At 45.7% G+C, this 13600-nt stretch carries 6 protein-coding genes; 3 read left to right on the top strand and 3 right to left on the bottom strand.

What is annotated here, in order from left to right:
• Positions 1-663: 663 nt before the first annotated feature.
• The 3 genes from NBH14_RS26855 to NBH14_RS26845 form a co-directional block, all read right to left on the bottom strand.
• The gene (locus tag NBH14_RS26855; protein WP_186961816.1) at positions 664-4761 is read right to left on the bottom strand and encodes a DUF6383 domain-containing protein; all 4098 of its coding nucleotides are present in this window, start codon (positions 4759-4761) and stop codon (positions 664-666) included.
• A 485-nt stretch (positions 4762-5246) separates the two neighbouring features.
• Positions 5247-7622 (bottom strand): DUF3987 domain-containing protein, encoded by a 2376-nt coding sequence (locus NBH14_RS26850; protein ID WP_186961815.1) that lies wholly within the window; start codon positions 7620-7622, stop codon positions 5247-5249.
• A 70-nt stretch (positions 7623-7692) separates the two neighbouring features.
• A complete protein-coding gene (locus NBH14_RS26845; RefSeq protein ID WP_250817908.1) occupies positions 7693-7881 on the bottom strand; it encodes a DUF4248 domain-containing protein in 189 nt (62 codons plus the stop codon).
• A 232-nt stretch (positions 7882-8113) separates the two neighbouring features.
• Between NBH14_RS26845 and NBH14_RS26840 the strand changes: the two genes are divergently transcribed.
• From NBH14_RS26840 to NBH14_RS26830, 3 genes are read left to right on the top strand one after another with little or no spacing between them, the layout of a single operon-like run.
• Entirely contained in the window at positions 8114-9211 is a 1098-nt protein-coding gene (locus NBH14_RS26840) for an efflux RND transporter periplasmic adaptor subunit (protein WP_186961813.1), read from the top strand.
• Between the two features lie 8 nt (positions 9212-9219).
• A complete protein-coding gene (locus NBH14_RS26835; protein WP_186961812.1) occupies positions 9220-12249 on the top strand; it encodes an efflux RND transporter permease subunit in 3030 nt (1009 codons plus the stop codon).
• Positions 12246-13586, top strand: coding sequence for a TolC family protein (locus NBH14_RS26830; protein ID WP_186961811.1), 1341 nt, complete (start codon positions 12246-12248; stop codon positions 13584-13586). Before NBH14_RS26835 ends, NBH14_RS26830 begins: the two co-directional genes overlap by 4 nt.
• Positions 13587-13600: the final 14 nt, after the last annotated feature.

The following is a 13600-nucleotide window of genomic DNA, read 5'->3' as shown; positions in this document are numbered from 1 at the left end:
GGTCGATTTCAGCCAAAATTTGAGAACAAGAACTTTTTCCAGAACTAATTTTCTTTCTATTTACTATACAAAATGTCAAAGATCTTTTTGAGATATGTTTTTACACAGTCTCTCAAGAGGGGAATTAGTTACTCCCGTCACTATAAACAGGTTTATGAAAACCCGTTTCTGTCTTTCCGCCCCGTAGGGGCGAAACAAGATAAATATCAACCATTTCCATCTTGTCGCACCCTTACAGGGTACCTCTGGAAGAAAAGGATTCAAGGGGACCCAGGGGTAGAACCCTGGGCTAATTTGTTACAGGCCTACAGCCTGAAGACACCGTCGCCAACTGGCTCATCCTATAATTAGCAGATAGCTCAAATCTTTCTAAATTGGAACATCCTTTTGGTACGGTTGCCCTGATTACAATTGTATATCACGAGTACTTTAGAACTTTTCTTCAGTGATCCGGTTTTGTTTCCTATTTCATACGAAAGCCCCGGTAGGAAATTCTGCCGGGGCTTTGTTTTTGTCTGTTTTCACTCTTCACAGAGGTAGAACAGAAGAACTTTATTTTATTACTTTAGTATTAATATTAACCACTTGTTCGCCTATCGCAGGTTAATTAATTCCTTACGGAATCGCGCAGTCAACTCTAATTTATTGATTATAAATAATTTCTTATTTTACGATAGCTTTAACTGTTGTTTCTCCTTCAACAGCTACTACAACTATACCTGCAGGAGCTTTGATAACAGCGTCATCAGAAGTGATAACAGTATTAGCAATTGTCTGACCCAGCAGATTGTTGATAGCTACTCTCTTGCCTGCTGCACCAACAATTGTGATCTGACCTTCGCCAGCAACAACCTTCACAGCAGAAGCATTGATTTCATCGTTAGCTGTAACAGTACCTTCCTTGCCAACTTCGATTTCAATTTCACCTACATTGTCACCAACGAACTGAGAAGTAGGAATGAATTCTTGTGCTAACAAAGTTTTACCATCAGCAAACAGACAAGGATGATAAGCTGTAACTGTTACATCATACAAGCTATTCGGCTTCATGTTCTTAACATTTACAGTTAAGTATTTGCCATCCTTCGTATAGTTAGCTTCGTTACCAGCATGAATTTTCACAGATTCTGCACCATCAACCAAGTTGAACTCTACGTTTTCAGGCCCTTCCCACCAATAAGAAGCATTACCGTTGCCATCAACTAAAGAAGTATTGATAGTTTCCCAGTCAGTGATGTTGAATTCACCCTGGTTTTCAGGCATACCGTTATAAGCCTTACGTGCTAAGTGAGCACCAGCTTCACCGAATGTGAAGACGTCGATCTGATTTTCACCTTCCATCAGATATACATTATAACGATACTGATCGCTAATTGTGATGTTTACAAGGTTACCTGCGTTTTCATCTGTACCCTTCTTATCGCGGAATTCACTGATGATCACAGCACTGTTTGTCCAACCGCCTTGCAGATTGAATGTATTGATAGTTGTATTCTTGAAGTGACCATAATATACTTCTTCGTCACCAGCTTTATCTGTACGAACTACTTTCAGATAATAGTTAACAATCATTTTAGGATTGATTACTTTACCTGTACCGTTGAACAACTCTACAGACAAAATATCGCTATTCTGGTTAGAACCTTTACTCTTAGCCAATACTTCAGACATGAAGACATTCTTAGATGTATTCTTCGGAGCCAAGTGACCTACCTGTACTACATAATAGTCAGCACCCGGAATACCTTCCCATTTCAAGACAGCTGTTGCACCGTCGATATCACCGTGTACCATCGGTTGCAATACAGGAAGTTCATCTCCAACAGTCGGTTCTCCAGCGATTGCCAAATCATTCGTTAAGCAGTTAGCCTCTACAATCACTACATTTTCTTTTGCACATGCTGTAGCAGCAGTCGGAGCATAGTGAACAGTAGCAGTAGTAGTGAAAGAACCGTTCACATCAACCTTTACATTTGCCGGAGCTGTCAAAGTAAATGGGTTATCATAATTTACTGTACCCAAAGAAACCTTAATAGCTTCTGTTGCAGTCAGCGGGTTAAATTCTTTACCTTCGATAACAACCTTCACATCAGCTTTTGAATCTACATTAGCTGTGATATCTGTAGCAGGAGTGATTGTAATTTCAGGTTTGTAAATGAAACCATATACTCCACCTTCGTTTACATAATGCATATAATTAAACTGTTCTAACGGATTCAATTCACCGTCTGTCCAAGTCATTACATTTTCGTTAGACTTAACAGTGAACAAATCTTCAGCTCTATGCATAGCTCCGTTTTTAGTAGCTTGATTGAATGTTACAACCACTAAACCTAACACTTCACCATATTGGTTCGGAGTCAGTTTATCAACAGCTGCACCACCATTCAACATATCCTTGATTACATAAGTAAATGCATTCGGATATGCGCTTACATTCGCTTTACGAGTTACATTAACTACTTTTTCCAAGTTGTAACCAGCTACGTAGAAAGAGTCTACTGCCAATGGGTTTACGTAATCACATTCATCCTGATATACCTTACCAAAATATTTCTGGAATTCAGGATATACTAAGTTCGGTAAATTTGTACCAAATGAAGGACGATAAGAATTGTGCATTTCGTCGATAAGGTTCAAGTTATTGATATTACTCCACAGATTAGCACGAGTATCACCATATAAACCTGCAACTACACCAACACCACATAACGGGCAATTGCTTTCAGACTCAACACCTACAGCCCAAACTTGCAATTCATATGTATCAGGATTCCATTCTTTTACATTTGCTTTTTCAGGATCCAAGAAGCCATCCTTATTCGGAACGAACTGTACGTAAATAGGAAGACCTTCTTCACGGAACTGCTTCATCTTAGCATCGTCCAATGTATTGATGCTGATTTCCAATGTATCCGTATTGTTATTTACCCAAGCACCATCTTCACTCAATTTGAAACGGAATTCCTGGTTATCTGTATCATTCTGGTTTGCATTTGCAATATTCTGTAAAGTTACACGAACTTTAGCGATACCGTCATTTCCTGTAGGTTTCAATTCGCTACCATGCAACACCAATTTCTTAACACGTGAAGCATAACGAGAGTTATCCAATGCATCTTTCTTATTATAAGGAGCGAAGAATACATTGTCGGCTGTATAACGACCTACTGTACCGTCAAAGTTTTCGCCTTCATAAGTCAACCACAATGCGCCAACTCTAGCTGCAGCCAATGTCCAGCCGAATTTTCCATAAGCATCAAAACCTAACGGTTTGTAGTCTGCATTCACTGCGATTTTCCATGCTTCTTCACGAGTGATGTCGTTAGTCCATTCTCTCAACGCTAAAGTCAATTTAGAACCTTCTTCTATTACACCACATGAAGAATATTTAATACCGTCAGTTATTTTCACTTTACCATATGAAGTCCACTGATCAGAAGTCATCTTTTCATATGCCAAGAAATCCATCGGATATGTTTTCTGATCAGGAATATTCTTACCCACAACTTCTACTTCTTGTGTCTGGCAATTTTCATTAAAAAAGATATGATCTTTAGCGAAAGCTAATTCAGGAACAGAGTTTGCAGAAATTAATCCTGTTTCAGCAGACAAACGGATAGGATTCAATACATCTGTTTCTGGTAACTTAGCAGCATATTTTCCAGAGAAAGTAGCGATTGATTTCGGTTGGAAATCATATGTTACTTCATCTTCCAACTTAACGCCATCTGATTCTTTTTCAAATTCAGCACGAACAACATCGTTGTTATTTGTTACGTTTGTCCATACAAAAGCATCTTCAGCTGTTGTTTTAGCAGGCAACTTTACATTTTCTGCGCTCAACGCCAAAGTACCAGATGTACAACTCTTTAAACCTAAACCTGCTTCAAAAGATGTTACATCAGCAGTCAAAGCCAAAGTCGGTTCGTCGAAATTCATCTGGAAACCGCTAACAACCAATGCCGGAGCGAAATGGCTCTTAGAACCAGTTTCTTCTACATCCTTAATGGCAACAAAATCAGACCACAAGGTCACCTGGATCAACTTATTATCCAAAGAACCTTCAATAAACATTCTTGCATCAGTAATCGGATCTGTTACAACATCGAACAAATTGATTACTTTATCTTCTACATCAGCTGCACCTGTTTTAAAGATTGCACCGTCAGATTTAAATTCAGCATTAGCAGAAGCAGAACCATTTTTCAATATTTCACTTCTCTTTACTGGATTACCTTCCAAATCAAATACAGCAATTTTAATATGCCAATCAGCAGAAGAAGTTGCAGCCAAACCGAAGTTCTCAGCACTTAACTTAACTTTCAGTTCACGTACATTTGTCATATATTTAGTTGACAAATCGAACATCAACTCACCACTCTGACTGTCACCCAAGAAGATTCCTAAAGAGTCAGTACCACTTTGCCATACCGTAGTAGTGGTATAATTGTTTGTCGGCTTTTCGGTAATATTGGGATAATATACATTAGCTGTAGTAGCAGTTCCATTAAAAGCACGGAAATAAACACCATTACCCCAAACTTTCTTGCCATCTACATTTACAGCCTTACCAGGGAAACCCGGCAGTACGTCATTACCTTCAGCTTCATACAAAATAGGTTTTTGAGCAGCAGTCAAACCTGCGTATTTGGCAGCATCCCATGCAGGAGCATTTTCAACCTGTCCAAATACCGATGCTGAGCCCAAAACCAACATAGCGCTAAGAGTTAGCACTTTTGTTTTAGTAAAGTTTCGCATACGAAAAAATTTAAAATTAATACTATATTTATATGTCTCAAATTTGATTGATTCTATAACAATGACTAGAGAAAACGTTCCTTTTTTCTCGCCATTGTTTTTCGCTTCTTTTATCTTTGTGTTCAAAAGAGCGATTTTCGTACTCACTTTGCTATTCTGTTGATAAGAAAGGATATAGGAAAGAAAAAAATATTTTGAAAATGATTGGAGGATTAAAAGAATATGGTACCTTTGCTGGCGAGAAAAAAGGAACGTTTTTTCTAGTCATTCAATTTTATACTCACGTTTTAGATTTCAAAGCATATATAAATTTCATCTTTCAGGAATATCCTATCCGATGCCTACCCGTCAAAAATGGCTGCCTACCCGTCAGAACCCCGATGCCTACTCGTTTTCAGACCAGTTACTACCCGTTGGGGGAAAAGGTGGTTTTGGGAAAGTGATTGTTAACTACAGTTAATTGCGTCAAAAGCCTCAAAAATTTCCTAGGGTATTATCGGCACGGAAATCTCCCTTCCTATGGTTGTTTTATGAAAATAACCAGCTCCTAATGAAACAATTAAGCCGTTTTTCTCAGCCGAAGTCAATAAACGGTCGACCGAAGATTTGCTTAGAAGGAGGACATGTCCCGCGTCACGAATCTCCGCACGCTTGAATTTTACCGGCATCTCGGCGAAGATTTTCTGCGAAATGAAAGGCATTTTATAACGCAACTCCTTTTTATTCCTCTTCAGGGAAGTGCTCACCACATAGGTGTGTTGCAAACAGATCGTACCGATATGGAAAGCCACTTCGAAATCATCGTCACGGATCACCCAATCTTTTTCCTCACTCAGTGTCTCCCCTTTGCGGATCGCCGTGAGCACCATCCCAATACGAAAGATAGCCAACCGGTAACGCAACACAGCGGAAGCCACATCTTCATGCCCGAACACACGTACGTTATTATATTCTTGTTTGAAATAACGGTTCAGCCGTTTACGCTGCGTATCACTGAAATGCACCCAGGTAGGATGTTTGTCCAGGTGTACGCCGATATCCAGCACCCGTTCCGCCAGGCTATCGAAATAATGGGCCGCCGCCGGAGTGTCATCTTCCGAAGTAAGCGGACGGTATTCACCATGCCCGGCAATCTTATAGACCATCAAACGGCTGAACAAACCACTTTCCGCCGAAGGGACCAGGCGACGGAACATCTCCGGCGTACCCGTCAGCAACATACTCAGTAACGGATAAGAAGCCAGCAGGGAACCGTTCGTCTTGGTGGAATTGCCGATCCGTTCGTGATGAGCCGCCTGGTTCAGCAGATAACCATAGTTGCCATAATCCTGAAACAGCGTGTTGGTCACAGCCTCCATTTCGGTTTCAAACAGGCAGGAAGCATAATGGCTGTTCGTTTCCAGTTGCTCGATCATCCGCGCCAACGAGGTATAACCGGAGATATTCAGATTCATCTGTTTTATCGGTTCCGGATTTTCGGGAGCCAGTCCGGTTGGTTTCTTTCCTCCCGAACGCAGCAGTAATTTCTGATACAATTCATACTCTTCCTTTTTCTTCAGATATTCTTTCACCTCGCAACGTGAATTGTCGTACACATAGCGTTGCCACGAAGCGATCAGCTTAAAAAGGGAGGCGACACAACCCTTCCCGCTTCCGGATTCGCCGATAACTACTCCGTAAAAAGGAGCCTGATACTCTTTCCTCGCAAAGGAACCCTGCACATGGGGCGTTACGCTGCTCAACATGGCCAGCGACGACAACAAGAGGACGCTCCGCTCGGTATCATCGCGGGCATACGCCAGAATGTCCCGGATAAGGGATGGCAACGACTGGAAAAACTCTTCCCGGAAAGGAGGAAGAAGGGTTTCATCCGGTTCTATATCAACGCCTTCGTTCTCAAATTCGTCCGTTTCTTCGCTATCGGGACGATCAGGTAAACTTTTGGGGCTTTTGAGTTTTTGATGCGGTTTCCGGTGCTCGGGAGGGCAATAAGGGTTGCTTCCGTGGGACAAACGGTACCGGGTATAAATATCCGAAACGATACCGGCAATCTCTTTTTCCGTAAAACCCGGTTCGGCATAGCGGCTCAGGCATTCTCTTTTCACTTCGGACTCTTCGAATCCGGCAGCGTTCAAGGCCCCCGAAAGTTTCATGACAAACGTATGGCGATTGCCGGAAGAAAAAGAATTGTCGGTCTCAAACTTATTCATGTAATTACCCAGCGCTCCGTCGGAAGACGGGATGGCTGAAGCCGGAACATGTTTCTGCGGTGCCGGCGGAGCTTCCGCCCTGACAGGTACGACTTCGGATTTCTCTTTATAAAAAGCAGTAGGGTCGTAGCTGACGAAGCATCCCCTGTTAGGATCTTTCCCGCAGTAATCGATCACGATACCGGGCAGGTCGTTTTCCAACTTGCGGCAGACGGTTTCGAAAGCCGGCAGATGAAGGTCGAGGTCGCTGTCCACCAGTATGAAAAGTTTATCGCCTTTGCCCGAAGCACTGATATGCCCGGCTTTGACATAAGGTAACCCCTCTGCCCGGCGGAGAACATCTTCCGCCGAAGTCGGCACACCGTCGATATCGACAATGATGCAACGGCTGTAACGCACCAGGTGTTCGCGTTTTCGTCCCCCTTTCATGATTCCTCCGGCAACAAGCAGCGGAAGTTTCTTTTTACGCTTATCCCCTTCTTCCGTATGCCCGGCAAGATATTCGGCACGGAGGCGGGTGATAGCAGAGGCATACTTTTTACTTCTGATCTGGTCGATGTACTGGTCTAAAGTTATTGTTTGCAGATCGTTGACGTTGAACGCAGAAGCAAAGAAAGTACATTCAACGGTTTGGTTTAATTCCATGTTCATGGTACTAAGTGTTTAGGGCGGACAGGATGCCGCGATGATTATTGGCAACAGATCGTAAAAGGTCTGTGCATTAAGGTTCTCCCAGATGGTCGATCAATACCGCCACCTGCTTAGGTGTGTAAAGTTTCTGGAATTTCACCCATCCGGCAGCTTCCAGTTTCGCTTTCAGCCCGCGCGAAGTGCGTATCCATTCCCACATACGTTGATAGGCAACCATCGGTGTACGACCCGGGAAATACAATTGGGCGAATTCGGTCACTCCATACGCTCTTTTGTAATTTGTTTTTCGCAATACATTTCTTCCATAAGTCTTAAATTTTAAGCGTTATTCAATGATATAAATATAGTGAATAATACAATAAGACGCAAGAAAAAAGAGATATTTATCACCACCGATTAAACCTTTTTTTATTCCGTTTGTCTATATCTCGATTGAGTTGTGTATATTTACATGCCTATTGATAAGTTTTAAAGTAGATACCATTGAAAATATGACGAAGAGAGTGAAGTGGGGCGTTACCGCCGCAATCTTCCTGATGATTGCAGGAATGATTGTTTATCCACAGATAAAGAACCAGTTGACAGCATCAGGCAAGGATTCCGTTGTAGCTCCCGCACCAGGAACAGGCGCACGGAAGCAAGTGCTGAACATTAACGCCGAAGTCTTGAAATTCCAATCGCTGACCGACAAAGTAATCAGTACAGGCAGTATCATTCCCGACGAAGAAGTAGACTTATCCTTCGAATCGTCCGGAAAAGTGGTGAATATCTATTTCAGTGAAGGAACGCATGTGAAAGCCGGCGACCTGCTGGCCAAGATCAACGATAAACCTTTACAGGCACAGCTCAGGAAGCTGGAAGCCCAGATCCCGTTGGCAAAAGACAGGGTATACCGCCAGCGCACCTTGCTGGAAAAAGATGCGGTCAGCCAGGAGGCCTACGAACAGGTAACGACTGAGTATGAAAAGCTGATGGCCGACATCGACCTGGTAAAAGCCAATATCCTGCAAACCGAACTGCGCGCTCCCTTCGACGGGATCATCGGTCTGCGCTCGGTCAGCGAAGGGGCCTATGTCTCTCCGACAACCGTCATTACCAAGCTGACTAAAATATCTCCGTTAAAAATCGAATTTTCCATTCCCGAAAGATATGCAAACGATGTGAAGAACGGAACGATGATCGTCTTCCGCCTGGAAGATTCGAACGGTATCATGCGCGATTACAACGCGAAAGTATATGCCGTCGAAAGTAAAATGGATATGACGACCCGTACCCTGAAGGTGCGTGCCACGTATCCCAATACGAATGAAAGCATTTTCCCCGGCCGTTACACTTCCGTAGAGATCACCAAGCGTGAGATCAAGGATGCGCTGGCTATCCCGAGCGAAGCGCTGATTCCGGAAATGGGCAAGAACGTTGTTTACCTGTATAAAAACGGAGTAGCCGAACCGGCTGAAATAGAGATCGGCCTGCGTACGGAAAGCCATGTACAGGTACTTAATGGCGTACAACCCGGTGATACACTAATCACTACCGGTGTGATGCAGCTGCGTACCGGCATGCAAGTAACAATTGATAATCTGTATTAAATTCCCCTATGGCAAATATATCGGAAACCAGTATAAACAGGCCGGTACTTTCGACGGTAATGATGCTCGTCATCCTGCTGTTCGGTATGATCGGCTACAAGTTTCTGGGGGTTCGCGAGTTCCCCAGTGTGGACCAACCCATTATCTCGGTCAACGTATCCTATCCGGGAGCGAATGCCGAGGTTATCATGAACCAGATCACGGAGCCGTTGGAGCAAAATATCAACGGTATACCGGGTATCCGTTCGTTGAGCAGTGTCAGTAGCCAGGGTAGCAGCCGTATCACCGTCGAATTTGAACTGTCGGTGGATATGGAAACGGCTGCCAACGACGTGCGCGACAAGGTGTCGCGTGCACAACGCTATCTGCCGCGCGACTGCGACCCTCCTACCGTATCGAAGGCCGACGCCGATGCTACCCCTATCATGCAGATCGGTGTACAGAGCAACAGGCGTTCGCTGATGGAACTGAGTGAAATCGCCGAACTGACGGTGAAAGAACGTTTGCAAACGATCTCGAATGTGAGCGGTGTGGATATCTGGGGACAAAAACGTTACTCCATGCGCCTGTGGCTCGACCCGATCAAGATGGCGGGTTACGGGGTTACTCCTTTGGACGTGAAAAACGCGGTTGATGCGGAAAACGTGGAGTTGCCCTCCGGCAGTATCGAGGGGAATACGATCGACCTGTCTATCCGTACACTGGGACTGATGCATACGGCAAAAGAGTTTGACGACCTGATTGTCAAAGAAGACGGAAACAATATCGTCCGCTTTAAAGATGTCGGGCGGGCGGAACTGGCCCCGGAAGACTTGCGCAGTATCCTGCGTAAAAACGGTGAGCCGATGGTTATCTGCGTAATCGTTCCCCAGCCGGGAGCGAATCATATCGAGATTGCCGACGAGGCCTACAACCGTATCGAACAGTTAAAGAAAGACCTTCCCGAAGATGTGTCGATAGAAATGATCTACGACAATACCCGTTTTATCCGTGCCTCCATCTACGAGGTGGAAGAGACGATTTATGTGGCGCTGGCGCTGGTTGTGTTAATCATCTTCCTGTTCCTGCGCGACTGGCGTGTTACGCTGGTACCCTGCGTGGTGATCCCGGTATCCTTGGTCGGTGCTTTCTTCGTGATGTATATCTCCGGCTTCTCCATCAACGTATTGACCATGTTGGCAGTCGTGCTCTCGGTCGGTCTGGTGGTAGACGACGCGATCGTGGTGGCCGAGAATATATATGTCCGCATCGAACAAGGGATGAATCCGAAAGAGGCGGGTATCGAAGGTTCGAAGGAAATCTTTTTTGCGGTAATCTCAACGACCGTTACGCTGGTATCCGTATTCCTTCCGATCGTATTTATGGAGGGGATGACCGGCCGGTTGTTCAAGGAGTTCAGTATTGTGATCGCCGGTTCTGTGACGATCTCTTCGTTTGTCGCCCTGACCTTCACTCCGATGCTTGCCACCAAATTACTGCGCAAGCGGGAAAAGAAAAACTGGCTGTATGTAAAGACCGAACCTTTCTTTGAAGGGTTGAATACTATTTACTCCCGGTCGCTCAATTATTTCCTGAGCCATAAATGGTGGGCTATTCCGATCGTGGTTGTCATGTTCGGTTCGATCGGATATTTCTGGAAAACGATCCGTTCCGAATTGTCACCGCTGGAAGACCGCTCTTCCATCTCCATCAATATGCGTGCCCAGGAGGGTGCCACCTTCGAATTCATCCGCGATTATTCCGACCGGATAGCCGAACTGGCCGATTCCATTGCACCCGAACGCAAATTCCTGACGAACCGTGCTTCCAGCAGCAATGCCAACATCAGTGTGATTCTGCCGGACATCAAAGAACGCGAACGCTCACAGATGGAAATAGCCGAAAACCTATCGGCTGCCGTGAGAAAAGAGACTCAGGCACGTGCATTCGTTCAGCAGCAGTCCACCTTCGGAGGACGCCGCGGAGGTATGCCGGTGCAGTATGTACTACAAGCTCCCAGCCTGGAAAAACTGGCGGAACACTTGCCTACCTTCATGCAAAAGGTCAACGAAAGCCCTATATTCCAGATGGCGGACGTGAACCTGAAATTCACCAAGCCGGAAACGCGCATCGAGATCGACCGCGACAAGGCTTCTTCGCTGGGCGTCAGTACCCGCAACATCGCCCAGACATTGCAGTATGCACTGAGCGGGCAGCGCATGGGATATTTCTATATGAACGGTAAACAATATCAGATATTAGGCGAAATCAACCGCCAGCAGCGTAACACGCCGCTCGACCTGAAGTCGATTTACGTACGCAGCGACAACGGTTCGATGATCCAGCTGGACAATATGGTGTCATTGCTTGAAGACGTGGCACCGCCCCAGCTATACCGTTATAACCGTTTCGTTTCGGCGACGGTATCCAGCGGTCTGAACAAAGGCTATACCATCGGCGACGGCCTGGACGAAATGGACCGTATTGCGGCTGAGACGCTCGACGGCAGTTTCCGTACCGCCCTTTCCGGCGAATCGAAGGAATTCCGTGAGAGTTCTTCCAGTCTGATGTTCGCCATGATCCTGGCGCTGTTGATGATTTATCTGGTGCTTGCCGCCCAGTTCGAGAGTTTCAAAGACCCGCTGGTGGTGATGTTCACCGTGCCGCTGGCTATTGCAGGGGCCTTGATGTTTATGAGTTATTCGGGTATCACGATGAATATATTCAGTCAAATCGGTATCATCATGCTGATCGGTCTGGTGGCGAAGAACGGTATCCTGATCGTGGAGTTTGCCAACCAGCGCCAGGAAGCGGGGTTGAGTATGGCCGAAGCGATCCGTTCGGCATCCACACAACGTCTGCGTCCGATCCTGATGACCAGTGTGTCTACGATCCTCGGATTGGTTCCGCTGGTATATGCCAGTGGCGAAGGGGCACAGGGACGTATTGCGATGGGTGTTGCCGTTGTCGGTGGTATGTTGGTTTCGACCTTCCTGACCTTGTTCATCGTCCCCGCCATGTATAGTTTTATATCAACAGACAGAGCAAAAAAGATATGAGAAGAATCCTGATAACGATACTGGCTGTTTCTGCGGCTTTAGGTGCAAAAGCGCAGGAGGTGTACAGCCTGAAACAATGCATCGAAACCGGATTGGAACGGAACTATTCCATCCGCATCATACGTAACGAGCAACTGATCAGTGATAATAATGCCACACAAGGTAACGCCGGTTATCTGCCTACAATAGATTTAAGCGGCGGATTCAGTGGTACGGTCAACAATAACCGTAACAAACTATCTAACGGTACGACCGAAAAGGAAAACGGAGTGAACAGTGAAACGGGGAATATCGGATTGAACGTAAACTGGACGGTATTCGACGGTTTCGGCATCCAGGCCGAATACGCCCGCCTGAAAGAACTGAAAAAAATGGGTGAACTGGATACCCGCCTGACGATAGAAGATTTTGTCGCTACGCTTTCCGGCGAATATTATAATATGATCCGCCAGTATATCCGTCTGCGCAACCTGCGTTCTTCCCTGGACCTTTCCCGTGAACGTGTCCGTATCGCAGAAGAGCGCTATCATATCGGTTCAGGTTCGCGAATGGACCTGCAACAGGCGCAGGTCGACTTCAATGCCGACAGTTCAAACGTGCTGAACCAGTTGGAGGTCGTACATACTTCCCGTATCCGGCTGAACGAGCTGATGGCACTGGATAATATCGACGAACAGATCGCTTTAAAAGATTCGGTGATACGCCCGAACATATTCCTGGACGAAATAGACCTCTGGCAAAGCACGCTGGCTTCGAACGCCTCCCTGCTGATCGCCCAGAAGAATCAGACACTCTCCGAACTGGATTACAAGAAAGTAAAAAGCCGCGATTACCCGTATGTGAAGCTGAATGCCGGCTATGGCTACACAGCCAACTGGTATGAAGTAGGAGCAACCGACCTGCAACAGCGTTTAGGATTAAATTACGGATTGACTGTCGGATTAAACCTGTTCGACGGACTGAACCGCCGCCGCGAACGCCGCAACGCCCGCATCCAGATAGAAAACAGCCAGCTGAAAAAGCAGGAACTGGAACTGGGCCTCCGTGCCGACATGAGCAATCTGTGGATGGCTTACCGGAACAACCTCGACCTATGGAGCCTGGAAAAGGAAAACGTAATTGTCGCCCTCGAAAACCATCGCATCGCAATAGACCGTTACAAACTGGGTGAATTATCCGGCATCGAATTGCGTGAAGCCCAAATCAGCCTGCTGGAAGCCGAAGAACGGCAATCCATCGCCGAATATTCAACCAAACTCTGCGAAATCTCCCTCCTCCAACTGAGCGGCCAGATATTAACGTATGTGGCACCGGAGCCGGAGAAGGCGAGTTTCTGATTAGAAAAAGGGGA

This window comes from Parabacteroides caecihominis, from assembly GCF_023656785.1.
In the GTDB taxonomy this organism is placed as follows: domain Bacteria; phylum Bacteroidota; class Bacteroidia; order Bacteroidales; family Tannerellaceae; genus Parabacteroides; species Parabacteroides segnis.
The sequence above is the reverse complement of the archived record's forward strand: the minus strand, read 5'-3'. Positions and strand labels throughout refer to the sequence as shown.

Bases quoted from the DNA above. Each gene is read 5' to 3' on its own strand.
- NBH14_RS26855 (WP_186961816.1), bottom strand. From the start codon at position 4,761: ATGCGAAACTTTACTAAAACAAAAGTGCTAACTCTTAGCGCTATGTTG.
- NBH14_RS26850 (WP_186961815.1), bottom strand. From the start codon at position 7,622: ATGAACATGGAATTAAACCAAACCGTTGAATGTACTTTCTTTGCTTCT.
- NBH14_RS26840 (WP_186961813.1), top strand. From the start codon at position 8,114: ATGACGAAGAGAGTGAAGTGGGGCGTTACCGCCGCAATCTTCCTGATG.
- NBH14_RS26835 (WP_186961812.1), top strand. From the start codon at position 9,220: ATGGCAAATATATCGGAAACCAGTATAAACAGGCCGGTACTTTCGACG.
- NBH14_RS26830 (WP_186961811.1), top strand. From the start codon at position 12,246: ATGAGAAGAATCCTGATAACGATACTGGCTGTTTCTGCGGCTTTAGGT.